The organism is Paenibacillus sp. FSL H7-0350 (genome assembly GCF_038593195.1).
Taxonomy (GTDB): Bacteria; Bacillota; Bacilli; order Paenibacillales; family Paenibacillaceae; genus Paenibacillus_AQ.
Window position 1 is genome coordinate 6,916,035 of sequence record NZ_CP151972.1, and the last position, 21,573, is coordinate 6,937,607.

The following is a 21,573-nucleotide window of genomic DNA, read 5'->3' on the forward strand; positions in this document are numbered from 1 at the left end:
GGCTGAAGAGGTGCGACCCTTGTTCAAAGATTTATTTCAGAAAAAACGGAAGTACGCGACTATTCCTTCAGAACGTCTGGAGCGAAGCGGCGGACCAGCAGAAGGCGAGCGCCCTAAGCGGGAGATTCCCGAAGGTCTAATGAGCAAGTGCGCCAAATGCGGAACGATCCAGTATAGCAAGGAACTGGAGAAGAATTTGAAAGTATGCCCTTCCTGCGGCTATCATATGCGCCTCAATGCGACCGAACGGATTGCAATGATACTTGATCCGGAAGGGTTCATTGAGTTCGACAGCGAGATGGCGTCGATTGATCCGCTGAAGTTCCCCGGCTATGCCTTGAAGCTTGCGCAACAGCAGTCCAAAACCGGACAGCTTGAAGCTGTAATCACCGGCCAGGGCAGCATTGGCGGACATCCGGTTATTGTAGCCGTGATGAATTTTGAGTTCTTCACCGGCAGCATGGGATCTGTGGTTGGAGAGAAAATTACAAGAGCGGTGGAAGAAGCGACAGAGCAGGCACTGCCGATGCTGATCTTCTCCACCTCCGGCGGAGCCAGAATGCAGGAGAGCATTCTCAGTCTCATGCAGATGGCGAAGACAAGCGCCGCGCTGGCCCGGTTCAGTGAAGCAGGCGGCCTGTATATTTCTGTCATTACTGATCCGACTACCGGCGGGGTATCGGCGAGCTTTGCCAGCCTGGGCGACATTATTATTGCCGAGCCCGGAGCGGTATTCGGCTTTGCCGGACGGATTGTCATCGAGCAGACGATCCGCCAGAAGCTGCCGGAGGATTTCCAGACGGCAGAGTTCAATCTGCAGCACGGACAGCTGGATCTGGTCGTGCACCGTAAGGAAATGCGCTCCACACTCACGAAGCTGCTGGAACTGCATGATGTGAAAGGGGGATTTTAGGTTGGCAGGAGAGTTGCCTTTTGAAATGCCTCTGGTAGAAATGCGCAAAAAAATCGCCGAACTCAAGCAGTTCGGTGAAGAGAAGGGCATTGATTTCAGCGATGAGGTAGCCCGGCTTGAAGAGCGCTACAGCGAGCTGGAGAATGAGATCTATTCCAATATATCCCCGGCCCAGAAGATGCATCTGGCCCGGCATCACGTACGCCCGACCTCGCTGGATCTGATCGGGCTTATCTTCACGGACTTTATCGAGCTGCATGGTGACCGCCTGTACGGTGACGATCTTGCGGTAGTCGGCGGAATCGCCAAGCTGAATGGTAGACCTGTGACCGTTATCGGACAGCAGCGCGGCAAGGATACGAAGGAGAATATTCTCCGTTTCTTCGGCAGCGCCCATCCGGAAGGCTTCCGCAAGTCACTGAGGCTGATGAAGCAGGCAGAGAAGTTCGGCCGTCCGATCATCACCTTTGTGGATACGAAGGGGGCTTACCCCGGTAATACCGCTGAGGAACGCGGACAATCGGAAGCGATTGCCCGCAATTTGTTCGAGATGTCCCAGCTGGCCGTGCCGGTCATCTGCGTGATTATCGGCGAGGGCGGCAGCGGCGGAGCTTTAGCGATGGCCGTGGGCAACCGCGTGCTGATGCTGGAGAATGCAATCTATTCAGCGATCTCCCCTAACGGTGCAGCGTCGATTCTGTGGAAGGATGCCACCAAGGCGGAACAGGCCGCTGAGGCGATGAAGATTACGGCCACCGATCTGCTGGAGATGGAAGTCATTGAGGAGATTATTGCAGAGCCCAGAGGCGGTGCGCACCGGGATTACGAAGCTACAGCGGAGGCGGTTAAGGATACAGTCTGGCGTCACCTGCAGGAGCTGTCCGGCATGGATGCAGCAGCGCTGAAGGAAGACCGTTATCTGAAATTCCGCAAAATCGGTGAGTTTTCCGAGTCGGTGCTGGAGCAGGATTCCGATCAGGATGAAGCGCAGATTGTGGAGTAAGCGGGAGCTTTTCTCCGGGGAATGAGCGGCATGGCCGGTACCGCCGGGTTTGCACTTTTTAACATATTCCAGATTAATCCAGCCCGCGGACGGGACAAGACCTATTATACAATTATTCCCATTATAATCATCCTGTGCTTGCTGCGGGATGATTTTTCTTTTATCGGCCATCCTATATTATTCGACTTTAATTTACAGCAAAAACAGGCACTAACATTGATTTTGTGTTCAACATGCAGTAATATTCATAAGGGCGCAATAAAACGTGCATGTCTTTACATGTGATAAAGTTCCTATACAGAGAGTAAGTCTTATAGTAGATTTTGTAGTTGGAAAAAGCGAGACAGAGAGAACGAAAAAACGGAGGAAAACCTAATGCGGAAAAGTAAAATTGTATGTACGATCGGACCTGCAAGTGAATCGTTGGAGAATATCAAAAAATTGATTTTGGCTGGTATGAATGTGGCCCGTCTGAACTTCTCCCACGGCGATTTTGATGAGCATGGAGCCCGGATCAACACGATCCGTCAAGCATCCAAGGAACTTGGCAAGACTGTTGCCATCCTGCTCGACACCAAAGGACCGGAGATTCGTACTGGCAAGCTGGAAGTAGAACCGATTGAACTGGTTCAGGATGAGTATCTGACATTGACTACGGAAGAGATCCTTGGCGACCATAACCGTATCTCCATCACTTACAACAACCTGCCTAACGATGTTCAAGTAGGATCGACGATCCTGATCGACGACGGCCTGATCGGCCTTACGGTTGTCGACATTCAAGGCACTGAAATCAAGACCCGTATTGTTAACGGCGGTACGATCAAGAGCAAGAAGGGTGTTAACGTACCAGGAGTATCCATCTCCCTGCCGGGTATTACGGAAAAAGATACCAGTGATATCATTTTTGGGATCGGACAGGACATTGATTTTATTGCCGCTTCTTTCGTACGCAAAGCCAGCGACGTTCTGGAAATCCGTGAACTGCTTGCGAAGCATGATGCTTCCCACATCCAGATCATCTCCAAGATCGAGAACCAGGAAGGTGTCGATAACCTGGATGAGATCCTGGCAGTATCCGACGGCCTCATGGTTGCCCGTGGCGACCTTGGTGTAGAAATCCCTGCTGAAGATGTACCTTTGGCTCAGAAGCTGATGATTCAGAAATGTAACATCGCCGGCAAACCGGTAATCACAGCTACCCAGATGCTGGATTCCATGCAGCGCAACCCGCGCCCAACCCGCGCTGAAGCAAGTGACGTAGCGAACGCAATCTTCGACGGAACTGATGCAATCATGCTGTCCGGTGAGACTGCTGCGGGGAAATATCCGGTAGAATCCGTACTGACTATGTCCCGTATTGCTGAGAAAGCAGAATCTGCTCTGAACCACCGTGAGATCTTCATGAAGCAGCAGATTGCTCAAGAAACTACTGTAACTGAAGCGATCAGCCAATCCGTAGCGATCTCCGCTCTGGATCTGAATGCTAAAGCGATCATTTCTTCGACTGTAACTGGCCACACTGCACGCGTGGTTTCCAAATATCGTCCTAAATCACAGATCATTGCTGTTACTACCCAGGAAAGAACAATGCGTCAACTGGCGCTGGTATGGGGCGTAACTCCTGTATTCGGTCCTGAAGCTCATTCTACTGACGAATTGCTGGAAACAGCTCTTAACGGCGGTAAAGCTTCCGGTCTGGTTAAAGCTGGCGATCTTGTAGTCATCACTGCAGGTATCCCGCTTGGACGTTCCGGTTCCACTAACCTGGTGAAGGTAGATACGATTCCAGCCGACTAGGATTTGGAAGAGCTTCTGCAGCACGAATAAGATATAATGATAAGAGCAGTGGCGCTTGATTGCCGCTGCTCTTTTTTTGATAAGTGAACTTTCCGGAATGTTAAGATACAGATTGATATCAATGGTGCAAATGGATATATTGGACCTGAGTGTTTGGAGCAGGATAGTATGTCAGGGAGATGTATAAATAGGATTCCTGGAATACACGGCAGGGGGACTATTACGATAGATCCGTCTGACCGAAAAGGCGCTTCCGCAAGAGCGCGGGAGGGATGGCACGGCCAGCAGCCTCTTATTCTGGATCATAACGCCGCCATCGGAGACCTTTAGTCTAGGGCTACGTCCATTGACCTGGCAGCAGGTGATGCAGACTGTGGATAACTTGGACAGCGGGGCGATATCGTACCCCACCTGCGGCGCTTCGACGATCCATTCGGCTGAGCTTTGCGGTCCGTTATAGCGCTGTACGGTACGGAAGACCCAGCATTTGCTGAGATTGCGCAGGGTGATGCACCATTTGCCGGGACTCAGCTTGACAATGGAAGCGCGCATATGGTTGCCGGGGGAGACGGGAAGAGGAATGACGGTCTCGGAGGCGGGGAGAATCTCCCACCAGGCATAATACCGGACTATGCCGTTCACCGACTCATGACCGGTGCCGGTCTGGATCAGGCTGCTGTTCTTGAAGCCGTCAATGCCGATCCAGGCCGAGGAGAATGTAGCTTTTTCCGTAGGCTTTACATAAGGGACGATCCAGTCGGCAGATATCTGCCGGTAGCTGCCTTTTTTGCCGGAAATGGCATAACCGCTCCAGTTGCTCGAAGTCCAGCCAAAGCCGGAACTGGCGGCTCTGCCCGTATTGAGTTTATCCTTCAGACAGGGTTTGCTCCGTGATAATCTATTGACTTGGCCCACTTGTCCACCGCCTCATAATAGGTTGTGCTCTATTTAATGCAGAAGGCGGCTATCAAGGTTGGGTATTCTGTTAAAAAGAATGAGAGAGGATTTGTAATCCCCATGGAAAAAATAACAAAGCTGCGCGGGTTCTATCTGTTTCTGGGACTGGCCGGGGGCTCCTTCGGCTCCTATCTCTCGCTGCTGCTGAAATCAAACGGACTTGAAGTCAGCCAGATCGGCGTGCTGATGGCTATAGGGACGCTGATCGCCATCTGTGTGCAGCCTTTATGGGGAATGGTCTCCGACCGGTATAACCAGGCGCGGCTGGTGCTGATTCTGAGTGTGGCTGTTCCGGCGGTGCTTGCGGTCCTGTACCGTTCGGAATATTTCATCGTGCTGATGCTGGTGTATACCGTGTCCACGATCTTCTCCTCTACACAGGCGCCTATAGCCGACTCGTACGCCATAGCGGCTGCGAACAGGGCTGGAGCCACTTACGGAAGCATCCGCATGATGATGAGCATAGGCGCCGCCGTAGGGGCCATTGCGGGGGGACAGTATGTATCCAAATTCTCTGTATCGACCATCTGGCTGCCGTTTCTGCTGCTGAATAGCATCGCTGTAGTCATTGCCTTCACCCTTCCCAAGCAGGCGGAGGAGAATCACATGATGAGCCAATCCTTCTCCCAGGGAATCAAAAAGCTGCTCGGCAACCGTATATTCCTGGCTTTCCTGGGCGGGAGCTTTCTGGTCAATCAGACCATGACGGCCTTCGGGACCTATTTCGTGATTGCCTTCCAGTCGGTTGGGGGGTCCACCAGCTCTGCGGGAATCGCTCTGTTCCTGGCGTCCATTACCAATGTTCCATCCATGTTCTTCGCCTCCCGGGTTATTCGCAGGCTCGGCATGGAGCGGACGCTGCTGCTTGGAGCGTTAATCTATGTACTGCGCTGGGGCGTCCAGGTGGCCTTTCCGTACCCTTCCGTCATGATCGGCGTACAGGTGCTTCACGGCCTCTCGTTCGGGTTCTTTTATATCGCGGCGGTTGAATATGTATCGAAGATTACCTCAGCGGAGATGCAAGCGACCGGGCAAAGTGTCTTTAACATCGTATTCTCCGGGTTAGCCGGGATTCTCGGCAATCTGCTGAACGGGATGCTGCTGAACCAGGGCGGGGTCGGGCTGATGAACCTCTCCTGCATGATTAGTGCGGCTGCGGGCGCGGCTCTGCTGGTCTATGTCGCCAGAAGTTCACGCCGTAAGCTGCCGCTTACATCTGCATCCGGCGGTGTCGGCGCTTAGCGGACTGCTGGCTGCCGGATAAGCTGTATTATAGAGAGGAGCATGAATATGAATCCGCATCAACCGGGATGGGCCAGCCGCTGGCACAGTACCTCCATCCGTGTACGTTATCAGGAGACCGACCAGATGGGTGTGGTCTATCATGCCAACTATTTGATCTGGTTTGAGTGCGGCCGCACGGAGATGTTCCGTGAGCTGGGCTTCGACTACCGGAGGCTGGAGGGCCTCGGTCTGCTGCTGCCGGTAACCTCTGCAGATTTGCAATTTAAAAGCCCCGCGCGATATGATGATCTTATTACCGTATATGCGCGGTTAACCACCTTCTCGGCTCTGAGGGTTGTGTATGAATACGAAATCCGCCGGATGACGGCGGGTCAGGAAGGGCAGGAGCGGACCGCTGGCGAGCTTCTGGTCAGCGGCTCGACGAGCCATGTCTGGCTGAACGGGGAATGGAGGCCTGTGCGGATCGACAGGGCACAGCCTGAGCTGTTCCAGGCCATCCTGGCTGCGCTGAACGAAGAAGAATAGCGTTAATGTAAGGAAGAAGGAGGAGCAGTATGATCAGGAACAAATGGCTGTGGGCCGCCTTATTTGCAGTCCCGGCCGTGGAATTATTCGGTTTCATCTATGTCTCAAGTTTTCTTGGAGCGCCCAAGACACTGCTGATCATGCTGGCTACTTCAGTCATCGGTTTGCTAATGATGCGGTTCGAGGGCAAGAAGGTACTGCAGGACAGCAGAACACATATGCAGGAGGGACGGGTGCCCGGACGGACCATGCTGGACGGCTTATGTATTTTCTTCGGCGGTCTGCTGCTGATTCTGCCTGGATTTGTCACGGATCTGATCGGCTTTACTCTGGTATTTCCGCTGACCCGGCCGCTCTACCGGGTTTTTCTGCTGAAATGGATCGAGAAGAAGATGAAAAACGGCACGTTCACCTTCTACCGCAGGTAGTCGGGTAGAGAGCTAGAGCAGGCTGGCGGTTGCTGGCGGTATGAAGGACTTGTAAGGAATAGTAAAGAGTGCTATGGAGTATTAAGGAGTATTAAGCAGTGGTAAGGTTACTTAGGAGCACTATGGAGTAATCGGGTTTGTCAGAAGGTGTTCAGTTGCAGGTGCTGCGGCTGGAGGCCTTTTTGGCGTTAGGGAGTGGTGAGGGAAGAGCAGTAACGGACGGAAACAGTTGGATATTGTACACTAACTGATGTTCGCAAGAGGCACTCTCAGGTATTAGTTGGAAAAACAACACTTATTAGACTGCAATTTTTCCCAGGGGGCGGATGATCGTAAAATTAAGTGACGTTTTTCCAACTGTTACTCCAAAAAGCTCTGAAATCTCCCCAATAAGATACGTTTATCCAACTAATAGCGCATCAGATTTAAAAGTGTGAGAATTATTTTTAAAAATTGCTTACTGAGGGTTTATCACGCCCTGATTAGGATGTAAGAGGTAGGCTTAATTGCAGACTATACAATTAAATCGCCGGATATACCGCCGAATCTCTGTTTTGCTGTATTTCGTACAATTAAAATGCCTCTATACCTGGATTTTTGCCCCTTTGGACAAATACAGTTGTACAAACTACAGTTAGAAGAGGAAAGCTTTCCGTTTCGCTGCTTTTAGTTGCACAGACTACACTTATCGCTAATGATTCGCTATGCTCAATTAGTTTCGAACCCTGCCCCCTAATGCAGCCTGCCGCTGAGGATATAGCTGCGCAGGGCGCGGAATACGCCGGCGCGGGAGAACGCATCAAGAATAACGAGCAGCACCGGGCCGAGGATCAGCCCGAGCATGCCCATCAGCTGAAGGCCGGCGAACATGCCGATCAGCATGGCAAGCGGATCGACGCCGATGCTGCTGGCGAGTACTTTGGGTTCCAGCACCTGGCGGGTGATCAGGATGATGCCGTAGAGCACCAGCAGTCCGATGGCCAGCGCCATGTTCCCGGTCATGTACGAATACAAGGCCCAGGGCAGAATGACGATACCGACGCCCAGATAAGGAATCAGATCGACGATGCCAATGGTCAGGCCGATGGCGAAGGCTGATTTGACGCCCAGCAGCAGCAGGCCGATGATCACAATTACCGCCGTTACGGAGATTAGCACTAGCTGGGCGCGGATGTAGCCGAACAGCGCCTTGCGCAGATCCTTCCAGATTTCCGAGACCGGTCTCAGCAGCGGAGCCGGGAGCAGGGCGGTCAGCTTGGCATTATGCCGTTCCCAGCCGGTGCTGAGGAAGAAGGCGGCCAATACGATAACAATCAGAATGGTGCCGAGGCTCGGCAGTGAGGAGATCAGCTTCAGGATGATATTGAAGAATCCGGTAATCATCTGCGTCACAGCTTGACCGACTGTTTCAGTGGTCCGGTTGATATTGCTGTCAATGGTGGCATGATAGCCCGGGTTGTCGTGGTAAAACTGGTTGATTTGGTTAATAATATTCTGAATGCTGGCATTGCGGCTCAGGGACAGCAGCAGCTCCCGCCATTGATCGGTATGAAGATCGAAGGTCTGGAGCAGCCCGATCAGCTCTTTGACCAGCCTTGTGATGAGTGCGGTCAGTACAAGAGCGATGCCTCCGATGTAGAAGAGCAGCGAGAGGGATACGGCGAGCCAGCCGGGGAGCTTCATCCCCTTCAGGATCAGGACCAGCGGGTGCATGAGATAAGCCAGCAGCCAGGCGATCAGCAGGGGGTATAGAAGCGGCAGTAGTACATATACGGCCAGCAGAATCAGGGCGGCGGAAAGCACGACCCAGAGGCCGCGCAGCATTCTTTTAAGCACAAGTGTATCGATGTTCGGTCCCTCCTACTCTGGCGGATTCCAGAAATAACGGCTCGTCTTATATATATTCATAGGGGGTGTGAAAAGACTAGCAGCGGTAGAAAAGCTCAGACGGCGGGCATATCCATAACCTGGAAGCCGGTTCATGAAACAGATTTTGCGTTCGTTTTTTTCTATCCCTCCGATAAAATCATTTGATGTCCTGCAAAGCTTCCACGTTGTTCACATAACCGTCAAAATCCGGTATGATAATTAAAGGTTAAAGAGCAGAAATTTAGTTGCAATCTTCTGAGCCGGTTCTGAAGTTTTTTCAGAGAGAGTTGAAATACTTGGAAATGTAAATGTTTACATGAGGTTTGAAGCGGCACTATACACTCTTGTTGGCAAAGGAGAGAGATACTATGACAGCTACTAAAGGACTTGAAGGCATTGTTGCAACGACCTCCTCAATCAGCTCTATCGTAGATGGAGTGCTCACTTACCGCGGCTATGATATTGACGATCTTGCGGACCATGCCACATTTGAGGAGACTGCTTATTTGCTGTGGTTCGGCAGTCTGCCGACGGTGCCGGAGCTTGAAGCTCTGCGGCGCGAGCTCAGCGCTCATGCTGCGATCCCGGAGCAGGTGCTCACTCAAATGAAGCTGTATCCCAAGGAAGCCAACACCATGGCCGCTTTGCGCTCTGCCGTATCGAGTCTGGCGCTGTACGACAAAGCCGCCGATGATATGAGCAAGGAAGCGAACCAGACCAAGGCGCTGAAGCTGCAGGCGCAGATTCCGACCGTAGTTGCCGCACTGGCGCGCATCCGCAAAGGCCTGGAGCCGGTAGCCCCCAAGGCGGGCCTGACCATCGCCGAGAACTTCCTCTATATGCTGTGGGGCAAAGAGCCGGATGCGGTATCCGTCAAGGCGCTGGATACGGCACTTGTGCTGCATGCTGACCATGAGCTGAATGCTTCGACTTTTGCCGGGCGGGTAACGGTTGCGACCTTGTCCGACATCTATTCCGGTGTGACCTCGGCGATCGGTGCGCTTAAGGGGCCGCTGCATGGCGGGGCAAATGAAGCCGTCATGAAGATGCTGGAGGAGATCGGCAGTCTGGAGGCAGTTGAGCCGTATATTCAGGGCAAGCTGGAGCGCAAGGAGAAGATTATGGGCTTCGGACACCGTGTCTATAAGAACGGCGACCCGCGCGCTAAGCATCTGATGAAGATGTCCAGCGAGCTGGGCACGATGAAGAATGACACCAGTCTCTATGATATGTCTGTCAAGGTAGAAGAGCTGATCACCAGCCAAAAGGGGCTGAAGCCGAACGTCGACTTCTATTCGGCATCAGTCTACACACAGCTGGGGATTGAACGGGAGCTGTTCACCCCTATCTTCGCCATCAGCCGCACTTCGGGCTGGACGGCGCACATTCTGGAGCAGTACGAAGACAACCGTATCATCCGTCCGCGTGCGGAATATACAGGCATGTCAGACATGAAGTACGTCCCTGTAGACGAGCGATAACAGGGCGGCAGGGAGGGCGGCCCTTGCAGGCTGCTCTACCCCTTTAGTACAATGAATGATATGAATGCTTATACATCATACTTTTAGGAGGAATATCTACCAATGTTGAAACTGGAACAATACGATCTGCCCACAGAAGGCGAACAAATTACAATCGAAGACGGCAAGCTGCTGGTTCCGGATCAGCCGATCATTCCATTCATCGAGGGTGACGGGACAGGCCGTGACATTTGGAAAGCCTCCAAGCGGGTGCTGGATGCAGCTGTAGAGAAAGCCTATGGCGGTAAGAAAAAAATTGCGTGGTACGAAGTGTTTGCCGGCGAGAAGGCCTTCAATACATATGGTGAATGGCTGCCGAACGACACGCTGGAAGCGATCCGCGAGTACATTGTGGCAATTAAAGGACCACTGACCACTCCAATCGGAGGAGGTATCCGCTCCCTGAACGTAGCGCTGCGCCAGGAGCTTGACCTGTATGTATGTCTGCGCCCGGTGCGCTACTTCGACGGCGTTCCTTCTCCGGTGAAGCATCCTGAGCTGGTGGATATGGTTATTTTCCGTGAGAACACTGAGGATATCTATGCTGGTATCGAATATCAGGAAGGCTCTGCCGAAGTGAAAAAGGTGATTGAATTCCTGCAGAAGGAAATGGGCGTGAACAAAATCCGCTTCCCGGAAACATCCGGTATCGGTATCAAGCCTGTATCCGAGGAAGGCTCGAAGCGCCTTGTTCGTTCAGCAGTAGAGTATGCGATCAAGCACGGACGCAAGAGCGTGACCCTGGTACACAAAGGCAACATCATGAAATTCACTGAAGGCGCCTTTAAGAACTGGGGCTATGAAGTGGCTGAACAGGAGTTCGGCGACAAGGTCTTCACCTGGAACCAGTACGATGTCATCAAGGAACGCGACGGTGAAGCAGCTGCGAATGCTGCCCAGAAGGAAGCTGAAGCAGCAGGCAAGGTCATCGTCAAGGATGCCATTGCGGATATTGCGCTGCAGCAGGTATTGACCCGCCCGACAGACTTCGATGTCATTGCGACGCTGAACCTGAACGGTGACTATCTCTCCGACGCACTGGCTGCCCAGATCGGCGGCATCGGTATTGCTCCGGGAGCGAATATTAACTATCTTACGGGACATGCTATTTTTGAAGCTACACACGGTACGGCACCTAAGTATGCTGACAAGGACGTAGTGAATCCGGGCTCTGTTATTCTCTCTGGTGTTATGCTGCTTGAGCATCTGGGCTGGCAGGAAGCGGCTGACCTGATCTACAAGGGAATGAGTACAGCGATTAACAACAAGACGGTTACTTACGACTTTGCCCGCCAGATGGAAGGCGCTACTGAGCTGAAATGCTCTGCTTTTGCTGACGAGATCATCAACCATCTGTAAGCAGACCTGGCCGGTAAATACTACAGATATAAGCTGCACATCCGTGTAGCTTATATCTATGTAGCCGCCTGTAGACTATCATCAGGTTAGGCTGCTTGACATTCCCCAGCTTGAGAATCAGGGCGAGGTGCTGGCAACGGCAGTACATATTATGCTCCCGCAGCATCCCTGGTTCAGATAGCGGAGGCTAACCCCGGCAATCTGCCGGAGCCCCTCAAATTGAAATTGGAGGAGATTACGATGGGTCATGTTTTCTTTTTTCTGCATATGATCGGGACGCTGGCACTTGGCTTCTATCTGGTGCTGCCGTTTATCTTAAGCGGGACGGCTAAGCTGTCCTCCCCGGCGAAGGAAGGCACGCTCAGTGCAATCGGCGGATTCAACCGCTTTGCCCAATACGGGCTGGTGATTCAGCTGCTGACCGGCGGCTACATGATGACTAAGGGCGAATATTCTGTACCTTGGATGATCATTGTTACAGTGCTTCTGCTGGCTATGTTCGCGTTCGGCGGGATTATGACCAAGCCTCTGCGCCTTGCTGCGGCAGGCATGAGAGAGAACCGTGATGTCTCTGCGGAGACTGCCAAGATCCGTACCATGAGTCTGCTGCTGATGGTCTCGCTGGTCGTCATGATCTTTTTCATGGTGTACAACACAATTATCTAAATAGCCTGCTGCCGGATGGGCAGTGTGGCGCTAACAGCTCTGGAGGCTTCTGCCTCCAGGGCTATTTCCATCACATACATAGGAGCGTGCGCAGTAATGATAGGAAGAAAATTAGTAACGGTGGGGCTAAGTCTGGGCTTGCTGCTGGGTTCAGGCGGGCTTATGTATGCGGCAACCGATTATGAAGGACACTGGGCGCAGAAGCCGATTAGCCGCTGGCTTGAAAAGGGATGGCTGACGGGATTCGCGGACGGGTCAGTGCGGCCGGATCAGGCGATCACTAGAGCGGAATTTATCGCGTTAATGAACAGGTTGGCCGGGCTGACGGCGGAGAGCAAGGGGAAGGCTGATTTCAGCGATCTGCCTAAGACGGACTGGGCATACGAAGAAATCTCTAAAGCACTCGAAGCGGGCATCATCAAGGGTTACGGAGGCACGATTCGCCCGGGCGATCCCGTTCTGCGCCAGGAGGCGGCGATTATGGTGAGCAGAATGCTGTATTATGAGACGGGGAGCACGGAGGTATTATCCCGGTTCAGCGATAAGGATCAGATTGCAGGCTGGAGCCAAGCCGATGTCGCTGCTATGATTAACGCCGGAGGAATGAGGGGATACCCGGACGGACGGTTTGCTCCAAAACAAGCGATGACCCGGGCCGAAGCGATTGCACTGCTGGATTACTACAACGTCACAAGCGGCGGCTTGCAGAGTGTAAATATCAGCCGTTCTGAGGGGCTGGGAAGCTTTGAGCCGGGAGCCATCAAATACTATAACAATGTCACCGTATCCGGCTATGATGTGCTGCTGCAGAATCTTAAGATATTTGGAGACCTGGTCTTGGAAGAAGGAATTGGCAACGGAGAGGTGGACTTGGACAGTGTTGAAGTGTTAGGCAAGGTCATCATACAGGGAAGCGGAGATCCCTCAGTGCAGCTCAAGAACACAACCTTGAAACAAGTGATTGTGCAGAAGAAGAGTGGAACTGCCCGCCTGGTAACTGAAGGTGCAACATCGGTGAAGACGGTGTCGGTACAATCTAGTGTGATTCTGGAGGAGGGGGAGGGTACCGGAGCCGGGTTCACAGATATTGATCTGCCATCCGGCATTGCAGCCGGGCTCGTAGTGACACTTAATGGCAATTTCGGAGACGTGAACATTGAAGCCAAAGGACCAGTCCTCCACTTGCAAAAAGGCTCCATACGCACGGTTAAGACCGCTGTCTCTGCATCAGGACTTAAGATGGAGCTGGATGGAGGGACAACGGTTACTCAGGCTATTCTGAATACATCAACGAAGGTTACGGGAGCAGGCAGGGTTCTGGATGTAATCGTAAAAGAAGATGAATAGAATTCTGAATGAAGGGCTGCTCTCTTCTAAGGGGCGTTGTGAATAGCATTAGGATCAGCATTGCTGCTCTGCATAGATCTATATCCCGTTACGCTCCCGGTACTCCCGGTCCAGTATCGCATAAAAGTATTGGTTGACCCACTGATTGTTCCAGTGTATTTCTTCCCGGAATACGCCCTCGCGGACCATGCCTAACCTGTCCAGCACCTTGATGGATGAGGTATTGTATTCATTGCACATAGCCACGACTCTGTGGGCCTTCCATTCTTCAAAAGCAAGCTTCAAGGCTAGCTGCGCCGCTTCGGTGCAGTAGCCTTGCCCCCGGTATTCAGGGAAAAGGCTGTAGCCCAGTTCCCAGCTCTCCCGCTCTTTTACATACCAGTGTATACTCACTTCCCCTACAGGAGTTGCCTCCGGGGAGGCGAGCCGGATCAGGAATTGTCTGTGCCAATCGCTATGGATTCGTTCCTCCACAGTCTTCCGGACTGCCTCCTTGTCGGTTGGAATCATATCCTCGAAGGGCCAGAGCGAGTTGTTAGTTTCCAGATCTGTGATGAATTCGATATCGTCCGGGGTGACCGGAGAGAGTGAAATTCTTGCGTTCATTTTGCAAAACCTCCTGCTAGTGTAATTTCGATACGATCTTGCCGTCTTTCATTACCCAGTTGACCTGACGCAGGTTGTTAATATCCGCCAGCGGATCTCCCCCGACGACCAACAGATCGGCCCGCTTGCCTGTCTCAATGGTACCGAGTTCATGATCCAGCCTACAGATCTTGGCACCGGATGAAGTGGCGGCCATAATAATCTGCATCGGGGAGAGGCCGGCTTGGCCTAACAGCTGGATCTCCTTCCACGGCATACCAGCTCTGTACCACGGAGGAGCTTCTTCGATAAAATCATCCCCCAGTCCAATCTCCCCGCCTGCCTGAATAAATCTCCGGACATTATCCAGCCCTTGCTCCAGCAGCGGCGCACCGAATTTGTCCTGGAACATCTGGAGTACGGTGAGCGTGGGGACGATACGGATGCTCACGCTCACCATTTGCCGGATCAGTTGATCGTCCAGCCGGTCGTAGACCATATGCGCAGCATCACTGATCCCTGCATCCACCAGAATCTGAAGATTGCGTGCACTTGTAACATGAGCAGATACGTAAGCGCCCATGCTTCGGGCCTCCTGGCAGATCGCTTCGAGAATCTCCTGATTCAGCTGGGGGAGTCCGGCGGTGGCGGAATCGTAGCCGTCTTCCAGCGCTGTTTTGATGAAATGTATTCCTTGTCCCAAGACTTCACGGACCTTAAGCCGCGCCTCATCCGCACTCCCTACCCCGATAGGCTCCTGACCACCGTAACCGCCTGGAGCAGTGAATACCTTGCCGGATGTAAGAATTCTGGGAAAAGCACCGCTCTCCAGCTGCCGCGTATGTGTGACCACCTCTTCAATCGAAGCTGCCGTAGTCATTCCCTCATCGCGGATCGTAGTAATTCCTTCTGCAAGGCACACGGCCAAATATTCCGTATGATATCCGTGGAGCGGCTTATTCTGTATGTACTTGAAGCTGGTATGGGCATGGGTGTGAATAAACCCCGGCACAATGAACAGACCCTCTAGGTCGATCACTGTTGTTGCGGAGTCATACCCGGTTCTCCCGTGAATATTACTATGTTGTGTTATGGTGCCGAAGCGGCCATTAACAATCTCAATGCTTGTATGATGCAGCGGCGGCCGTCCGGTTCCATCGATTACAGTTCCGTTCGTCAGCAAGATGCGCTCATTCCCCATGATAGTAGCGTCCCTTCAGTTAAAGGTAGTTGTCGTTCCTCACAAAGTATAGGACATTCCCCCTGGCGGATATAGATAATATTCTTTTTGGAAACGTTCGTTGCTTACCGGACTATCGTTCCGCTATAGGTGCCGGTGAATGAAGATTGGCTGTTTGGGCGGCTGCCAAGTGTGGTAAGTAACATAACGTACAGCCAAGCAGGCGCACTGCCTGATGCATAAACACCAGACCTTAAGCCATGCTAACATGATCAATCAACATTACTGTGGATAGCGAAAGGAGAATGGATTATGCCAGACACTAACAAACAACCTGTTAAAACCCTGCCGCCGCAGGTACAGGATCAACGCCCCGGAATTGAGAGTGAGATGAACCCGCTCCCGGAGTTTGAGACACCGGCGTACAAGGCAGCAGGCAAGCTGCTGGGCAAGGCCGCGCTCATTACGGGAGGCGATAGCGGGATCGGGCGTGCGGTTGCCGTTCATTTTGCCAAGGAGGGCGCGGATGTGGTAATCTCCTATTTGAACGAGCATGAGGATGCGGAAGAGACCAAGCGCCAGGTGGAACAAGAGGGCAGAAAATGCATTCTGATCGCCGGGGACATCGGGGACGAATGCTTCTGTCAAAGCCTGATTCGTCAAACCGTTGAAGGACTCGGTAAGCTCGACATCCTGATCAACAATGCGGCGGAGCAGCATCCGCAGGACCATATTGAGGACATCTCAGCGGAGCAGCTGGAGCGTACGTTCCGGACGAATATTTTCTCCATGTTCTATCTGACCAAAGCAGCCATGCCTCATCTTACAAAAGGCTCTACGATCATTAACACCACCTCCATCACGGCGTATCGCGGCAGCCCGCAGCTGCTGGACTATTCGTCCACCAAGGGAGCGATTCTCAGCTTCACCCGTTCGCTGTCGATGAATCTGGCCGATAAGGGCATCCGCGTGAATGCGGTAGCGCCCGGACCAATCTGGACCCCGCTGATTCCGTCCACCTTTGACGCGAAGAAGGTCAGTGAGTTCGGCGGCACCCAGCCGATGAAGCGCCCGGGACAGCCTGAAGAGCTGGCACCGGCTTATGTATACCTGGCCTCGGACGATTCCTCCTATGTGAGCGGACAGGTGATGCATGTGAACGGCGGCGAGGTTGTCAACGGCTGATGGGATAAGTTATCGTGTGCAACATATAAATTCTATTTTAAAAAAGCCTAACCGCTTGCCGGCAGGCTTTTTTTCTGCGCTTGTAACTATTACAATATATTTCCGTCTATTTAGATAATTGGATATGAAAAGGGGATTGGGATGCTTAGAAAAAAAGGATTCATTCTATCTGCAGCGGGGATTTTTGTTTTTCTGGTAGTGTTCATTTACTTGACTCCTTTTGCAGGGAGACTTGTGGCAAATACAAGATTGGAAGGAAAGGCAAAAAGCATTGGGATTAGAATTACACAGGAATCGCCGCCGCTACCCCTTGTTACTTCCGGGAAAACCCAAATTCCGGTTACCCAAAGCAGCTATTGCTGGGGGAAATTAGGATGTGCGGATTATATAGGAGGACAATCCATGGTACAGGGGGTTACTCCCACTGTTATAGCCCCTGAGGGGGGGATCCATGTTGCTTTTACTTATAAACCGGCACCCGGCGGGTTAACCGTTCAGCAATTTGTCGATGATAAAGAAGTGCAAATTCCATTGCAGAACGGCTCTTTTAATGCTCCAAAAGAACAAGGCGTTTATTACTATGGCATATCAGCATTCTGGACAACCGAGGATGGTAAATTTTCAGAAGGGAGTTCATCTGTGGTTTTTGTAATTGAAGTAAAATCTACGAAAGAATAGCCCTAAGAGGAATAATATGCTAATATACAACAAGCAAGACGAAACAACCGCATAGAACGATCACTAGGGGTGCCGCAAGGCTGAGACGGGCGTAGTTGTCCGGACCCTTTGAACCTGATCTGGTTTATACCAGCGTAGGGAAGTGGAGAACGAATATTGCAGCGGGGGTACACGGTGAGTACCGGTATTCCAGCTTCTATTCCAGACTGCTTCCTTTACGGGGAGCGGTCTTTTTTGTGTTGTGTTGTGGTGTAGATTGAGCTGGAACAGACAGGAGGAGAAGGGTATTGTACGAGATTCATGCGGTCTCGGACGGGCGGCTGCAGCCTGAAGCGCTGGCTGAATGGGCCGTGGCGGTGCATTCTATGGTGGATTATATCCATCTCCGGGAAAAAGCCATGTCCGCCCGGGAACTGCTGGCGGCAGCGCAGCAGATGCTTCAGGCCGGGGTGCCGCCTTCGAAGCTGGTCATTAATGACCGGATCGATGTTGCCCTGGCCGCCGGGGCAGGCGGTGTACAGTTAGCCTGGCATAGCCTCCCACCAGCCGCAGTGCGCGGCCTTGCACCGGGCCTGCGGATCGGCAGATCGGTCCACTCGCCGGAAGAGGCGGCGGAAGCTGGAAGGCAGGGAGCAGACTTCTGCCTCTACGGGCATGTGTTCCCTACGGCCTGCAAGCCCGGACAGCAGGCACGGGGACTTGTGCAGCTGGCAGAGGCTGTCCTCTGGAGCCGCATACCGCTGATTGCGCTCGGAGGGATTACCCCGGGCAATGCCGGAGCGGTGCTGGCCCAAGGAGCGGCTGGCATTGCTGTCATGTCGGGAATCTGCGGAGCTCCAGACCCGGTGGGAGCGGCCTTGGCCTACAGGGAAGCGGTTCACAGGGCGGCAGAGCAGTCTTGTAACCCATGATATGGATCAAGTAAAAGGCACAGCAGGAGGTGAACAGGCATGATTGTGACCGTTAACGGTACCCGCCAGAGGGTGGAAGAGAGCTGCCGGACGCTGGCGGATCTGCTGGCCCGGCCTGAGTGGGCCGGTAAGCTGGTGATTGTCGAGCTGAACGGTGAGCTTGCCGGCAGAGAGGCTTACGGAGACACACTGCTCAGCGAAGGGGACCGGGTGGAGCTGGTTCATTTTGTAGGCGGAGGCTAAACACGAAGACTTACCCCAGGAGGCGTTAATATGCAAGATCCATTGATGATTGGCGGAGTGACTCTAACCAGCAGACTGTTCATTGGCACCGGAAAATACAGCCGTAACACCCTCATTCCCGAGGTGATTACGCGATCAGGCTCACAGGTCATTACCGTTGCCCTGCGCCGGGTGGACCCGGAGAGCAGTGACAATATTGTCAGCCATATTCCTTCCCATATGACCTTACTGCCTAATACCTCTGGTGCGCGCACCGCAGAGGAAGCAGTACGGATTGCCCGGCTGGCGAGATCGGCGGGACTGGGGAACTGGGTGAAGATTGAGGTCATCAACGACCAGAAATATTTGCTGCCGGATAACATGGAGACCATCCGGGCGACCGAGATCCTTGCAGCAGAGGGCTTCGTGGTGCTTCCGTACATGAGTCCTGATCTGTCCGCCGCTCTGCGGCTGAAGGCAGCGGGGGCCGCAGCCGTAATGCCGCTGGGAGCGCCGATCGGGTCCAACCGCGGGCTGCAGACCAAGGAGCTGATCCGGATTCTGATCTCCGAGATGGATCTGCCGGTGATCGTGGATGCCGGAATCGGCAGACCATCCGAGGCGGCTGAGGCGATGGAGATGGGGGCCGCAGCGGTCCTGCTTAATACAGCGATTGCTACCGCCTCAGATCCGCTGCTGATGGCAGAAGCTTTTCGTGAAGCGGTATCCGCAGGGCGCAAAGCTTATCTCGCCGGACTGGGGCCTGTGGAGGAGACGGCGGCAGCCTCTTCACCGTTGACCGGGTTCTTGGCCTGACAGATGGATTAGGGAGGAGAGGAACGGCTATGAGCTTTTATGAGACGATGACCCGGTTGGAACAGCTTCCTTACGGGACGCTATGGAGCCGGTATACGGCAGAGGATGTGAAGCGCGCGCTTCGTGCAGAGCAGGTGGATGAAGAAGGGCTAATGGCCTTGTTGTCACCGGCAGCGGAGCCTTATCTGGAGGAGATGGCGCAGAAGGCGCACCGGTTAACGCGTACGCATTTCGGCCATGTGATGCAGCTGTTTACCCCGATGTATCTTGCAGATTTTTGCGTGAATCACTGCACTTATTGCAGCTTCAGTTCTATGTATGATTTTCCGCGCAAAAAACTGACGCTGGAGGAGGTCGCCCGGGAAGCAGAGACCATCGCAGCCACGGGCCTGCGCCACATTCTGATCCTGACCGGAGAATCCCGGAGGGATAGTCCGGCCGGTTATGTGAGGGACTGCGTGAATGTGCTGCGCCGCTATTTTTCCTCCGTCAGCATTGAAGTGAATCCGCTCTCGACAGCTGAATATGCAGAACTCAGAGAAGCCGGCGTGGACGGCTTAACGCTCTATCAGGAGGTCTACCACCAGGAGACTTATCGTGCGCTGCATGTAAAAGGACCCAAACGCGTCTACCGCAACCGGCTGGATGCTCCCGAACGGGGCTGTCAAGCTGGCTTTCGTTCAATAAATATCGGAGCCTTGCTCGGCATGTACGAATGGCGCCAGGAGGCGCTGGCAACTGCCCTGCACGCGAGGTATCTGCAGGACAAGTACCCGGAATGCGAAATCGGCCTGTCTACTCCCAGATTCCGGCCTTACTTAGGCGAATTCAACCCCGCAAGCGATGTTACCGACCGTGCGCTGGTGCAGATCATCCTGGCGTACCGCCTATTCCTGCCGCGCTCCGGCATCTCACTGTCCACACGCGAGCCTGCCGCTCTGCGCGATCATCTGGTCCAGCTCGGCATCACGAAGATGTCCGCAGGGGTATCCACCGAAGTGGGCGGACATTCCCTCGAAGGGGGCACCCCGCAGTTTGAAATATCGGACAACCGTAGCGTGGCTGAGATGGCCGAGATGCTGCGCTCGCAAGGACTCCAGCCGGTATTCAAGGACTGGGATATCCTGTCCGAGCCGCTTGGCTTGAGGTAGGCAAGCTGATTTGGCTTAGCTTGATGTGACCAAACTGGATGTCACTTAAACTGATCAGGCTAACCAAGCAACTTGAACAGACTAACCGAAGCAAGCTAAACTGACCAGACTAACCGTGCTTAACTTATCTGACCAGACTAACCGTGCTTAACGTAACCTGACCATACGCAAATAACCCGCTCATGGCGGGTTATTTGTATTGTATAAGCGTTGTAGGCTACGCGTGCTGACTTCTCCTTCTACCACTAAGGCGTGTGGGCCCGATGTATGCGAAAAACTGAGCACAATCGCAATGTGCCGTAGCAATGCTACATGGACTGAATGTGCGCTCCTCAGGGCTGACACTGGACGCGGTCAGAATGCAGTCAGATGGATAAATGAGCTTCTGCTTAAGAGCGGTATAAGGTATTCGCATTGTTCACACGTTAGTGTTCCAGCCAACGCTGGGAGCCAACGCTATGCGAATGCCGTACTCTATTTACTCTATAGGTTCGGGCTGCCCGGCAGACTGAACCTGACTCGCACTGGAGGACAGCTCGTCTAGCGACATCTCGAAGCCCGGAGCCATGTGTTCAAGGAAATATGCCATCTCAGGCATCTCCAGCACATGCAGCTTCGCGGCAGTCTGCTCCCGGGCGGCGGCGAATTCACGGTTGCCTGCGGCGACCTCCCAGACGCATTTCAGGTAAGCGTCAAGCACATCCGCTGCCTTGACGTAGCGGAGCAGTCCGGCATCTTCGGAGCCGGGCGGGCTGGTGTGCGGCTGCAGGAGCGGCGCGTAGACTGCGCTCAGCTCCGGCGGGATCATGGCCGCCAGCCTGTCGGCGGCCACCTGCTCCATCTCGCGGAAGCTCGACAGCAGACGCGAGTTGTTATGCTTCACCGGCGTGGCGATGTCGCCGGTGAAGACCTCGGTGGCGTCGTGGAACAGCGCCATCGTGGATGCACGGTCGGCGTTCAGCGACCGGCCGAAATGGGCATTGCCGATGGTGCACAGCATGTGCGCCAGCAGGGCGACCTGGAACGAATGCTGCGCCACGTTCTCCGGGGCGGTGCTGCGCATGAGGCTCCAGCGCTGGATATATTGCAGCCGGTAGAGATAGGCAGAGAAATGGTAGTTCAATTTTGAGGTAACCCCTTTCATGAGCAGCTTAATGTGCTATTATAGTAACTAATTGTACCAGAGTTAGGGCCGCTTGAACCAGATGGAGAG

The 21,573-nt window shown here is 53.4% G+C and carries 21 protein-coding genes and 1 riboswitch; of the genes, 16 read left to right on the plus strand and 5 right to left on the minus strand.

Annotated features, from left to right (window positions below; translation table 11 throughout):
• Window positions 1–19: 19 nt before the first annotated feature.
• The 3 genes from accD (at window position 20) to pyk (ending at window position 3,716) form a co-directional block, all read left to right on the plus strand.
• Complete coding sequence (gene accD, locus NYE24_RS31025) at window positions 20–913, plus strand: acetyl-CoA carboxylase, carboxyltransferase subunit beta (protein ID WP_342477471.1); 894 nt, start codon at window positions 20–22, stop codon at window positions 911–913.
• A 1-nt stretch (window position 914) separates the two neighbouring features.
• Window positions 915–1,916 carry an acetyl-CoA carboxylase carboxyltransferase subunit alpha gene (locus tag NYE24_RS31030; RefSeq protein ID WP_036700669.1) on the plus strand — a complete coding sequence of 334 codons (1,002 nt, stop codon included), beginning with the start codon at window positions 915–917 and terminating at the stop codon, window positions 1,914–1,916.
• 375 nt (window positions 1,917–2,291) lie between these two features.
• The gene (pyk, locus tag NYE24_RS31035) at window positions 2,292–3,716 is read left to right on the plus strand and encodes a pyruvate kinase (protein ID WP_036700667.1); all 1,425 of its coding nucleotides are present in this window, start codon (window positions 2,292–2,294) and stop codon (window positions 3,714–3,716) included.
• A gap of 171 nt (window positions 3,717–3,887) precedes the next feature.
• Here the strand turns inward: pyk and NYE24_RS31040 are convergent, their stop codons facing one another.
• Window positions 3,888–4,631 carry a G1 family glutamic endopeptidase gene (locus NYE24_RS31040; protein WP_036700666.1) on the minus strand — a complete coding sequence of 248 codons (744 nt, stop codon included), beginning with the start codon at window positions 4,629–4,631 and terminating at the stop codon, window positions 3,888–3,890.
• Between the two features lie 102 nt (window positions 4,632–4,733).
• On the opposite strand from NYE24_RS31040, the gene NYE24_RS31045 reads away from it, so the two are divergent.
• Genes NYE24_RS31045 through NYE24_RS31055 form a run of 3 tightly spaced genes read left to right on the plus strand, consistent with a single transcriptional unit; the run spans window position 4,734 to window position 6,871 of the window.
• Complete coding sequence (locus tag NYE24_RS31045; protein ID WP_076155154.1) at window positions 4,734–5,915, plus strand: MFS transporter; 1,182 nt, start codon at window positions 4,734–4,736, stop codon at window positions 5,913–5,915.
• A gap of 48 nt (window positions 5,916–5,963) precedes the next feature.
• Window positions 5,964–6,443, plus strand: a complete 480-nt coding sequence (locus NYE24_RS31050; RefSeq protein WP_342477472.1) for a thioesterase family protein — start codon at window positions 5,964–5,966, stop codon at window positions 6,441–6,443.
• A gap of 29 nt (window positions 6,444–6,472) precedes the next feature.
• Window positions 6,473–6,871: an FxsA family protein gene (locus NYE24_RS31055; protein WP_036695825.1), complete on the plus strand. Its 399-nt coding sequence runs from the start codon at window positions 6,473–6,475 to the stop codon at window positions 6,869–6,871.
• A 732-nt stretch (window positions 6,872–7,603) separates the two neighbouring features.
• Here the strand turns inward: NYE24_RS31055 and ytvI are convergent.
• Window positions 7,604–8,719: a sporulation integral membrane protein YtvI gene (ytvI, locus tag NYE24_RS31060; protein WP_342479327.1), complete on the minus strand. Its 1,116-nt coding sequence runs from the start codon at window positions 8,717–8,719 to the stop codon at window positions 7,604–7,606.
• Window positions 8,720–9,108: 389 nt separating this feature from the next.
• Here ytvI and citZ point away from each other — a divergent pair, with 389 nt between their 5' ends.
• The 4 genes from citZ to NYE24_RS31080 all read left to right on the plus strand — a co-directional run bounded on the left by citZ (window position 9,109) and on the right by NYE24_RS31080 (window position 13,632).
• Entirely contained in the window at window positions 9,109–10,221 is a 1,113-nt protein-coding gene (citZ, locus tag NYE24_RS31065; RefSeq protein WP_036695829.1) for a citrate synthase, read from the plus strand.
• Between the two features lie 102 nt (window positions 10,222–10,323).
• The gene (icd, locus tag NYE24_RS31070) at window positions 10,324–11,619 is read left to right on the plus strand and encodes an NADP-dependent isocitrate dehydrogenase (protein ID WP_036695832.1); all 1,296 of its coding nucleotides are present in this window, start codon (window positions 10,324–10,326) and stop codon (window positions 11,617–11,619) included.
• Between the two features lie 240 nt (window positions 11,620–11,859).
• Window positions 11,860–12,285, plus strand: a complete 426-nt coding sequence (locus NYE24_RS31075) for a hypothetical protein (RefSeq protein ID WP_036695834.1) — start codon at window positions 11,860–11,862, stop codon at window positions 12,283–12,285.
• 96 nt (window positions 12,286–12,381) lie between these two features.
• Window positions 12,382–13,632 carry an S-layer homology domain-containing protein gene (locus tag NYE24_RS31080; RefSeq protein ID WP_342477473.1) on the plus strand — a complete coding sequence of 417 codons (1,251 nt, stop codon included), beginning with the start codon at window positions 12,382–12,384 and terminating at the stop codon, window positions 13,630–13,632.
• 78 nt (window positions 13,633–13,710) lie between these two features.
• Here NYE24_RS31080 and NYE24_RS31085 read toward each other — a convergent pair whose 3' ends face one another.
• Both NYE24_RS31085 and NYE24_RS31090 read right to left on the minus strand, forming a co-directional pair.
• Window positions 13,711–14,238 (minus strand): GNAT family protein, encoded by a 528-nt coding sequence (locus NYE24_RS31085; protein WP_342477474.1) that lies wholly within the window; start codon window positions 14,236–14,238, stop codon window positions 13,711–13,713.
• 16 nt (window positions 14,239–14,254) lie between these two features.
• The gene (locus tag NYE24_RS31090; protein ID WP_342477475.1) at window positions 14,255–15,418 is read right to left on the minus strand and encodes an amidohydrolase family protein; all 1,164 of its coding nucleotides are present in this window, start codon (window positions 15,416–15,418) and stop codon (window positions 14,255–14,257) included.
• Window positions 15,419–15,709: 291 nt separating this feature from the next.
• Here NYE24_RS31090 and NYE24_RS31095 point away from each other — a divergent pair, with 291 nt between their 5' ends.
• The 6 genes from NYE24_RS31095 (at window position 15,710) to thiH (ending at window position 20,360) form a co-directional block, all read left to right on the plus strand.
• On the plus strand, window positions 15,710–16,582 hold the full coding sequence (locus NYE24_RS31095; RefSeq protein WP_036695842.1) for an SDR family oxidoreductase: 873 nt from the start codon (window positions 15,710–15,712) through the stop codon (window positions 16,580–16,582).
• Between the two features lie 141 nt (window positions 16,583–16,723).
• Window positions 16,724–17,260 carry a hypothetical protein gene (locus tag NYE24_RS31100; protein WP_342477476.1) on the plus strand — a complete coding sequence of 179 codons (537 nt, stop codon included), beginning with the start codon at window positions 16,724–16,726 and terminating at the stop codon, window positions 17,258–17,260.
• 55 nt (window positions 17,261–17,315) lie between these two features.
• Window positions 17,316–17,418: riboswitch (TPP riboswitch) on the plus strand.
• 129 nt (window positions 17,419–17,547) lie between these two features.
• Window positions 17,548–18,171 (plus strand): thiamine phosphate synthase, encoded by a 624-nt coding sequence (locus NYE24_RS31105; RefSeq protein ID WP_342477477.1) that lies wholly within the window; start codon window positions 17,548–17,550, stop codon window positions 18,169–18,171.
• A gap of 39 nt (window positions 18,172–18,210) precedes the next feature.
• Window positions 18,211–18,414 (plus strand): sulfur carrier protein ThiS, encoded by a 204-nt coding sequence (thiS, locus tag NYE24_RS31110; RefSeq protein WP_342477478.1) that lies wholly within the window; start codon window positions 18,211–18,213, stop codon window positions 18,412–18,414.
• Between the two features lie 30 nt (window positions 18,415–18,444).
• Entirely contained in the window at window positions 18,445–19,209 is a 765-nt protein-coding gene (locus NYE24_RS31115) for a thiazole synthase (RefSeq protein WP_076154946.1), read from the plus strand.
• Between the two features lie 29 nt (window positions 19,210–19,238).
• Window positions 19,239–20,360, plus strand: a complete 1,122-nt coding sequence (gene thiH / locus NYE24_RS31120; protein ID WP_076154943.1) for a 2-iminoacetate synthase ThiH — start codon at window positions 19,239–19,241, stop codon at window positions 20,358–20,360.
• A gap of 478 nt (window positions 20,361–20,838) precedes the next feature.
• Here the strand turns inward: thiH and yfbR are convergent, their stop codons facing one another.
• Complete coding sequence (gene yfbR, locus NYE24_RS31125; RefSeq protein ID WP_083677796.1) at window positions 20,839–21,483, minus strand: 5'-deoxynucleotidase; 645 nt, start codon at window positions 21,481–21,483, stop codon at window positions 20,839–20,841.
• Between the last annotated feature and the right edge of the window lie 90 nt (window positions 21,484–21,573).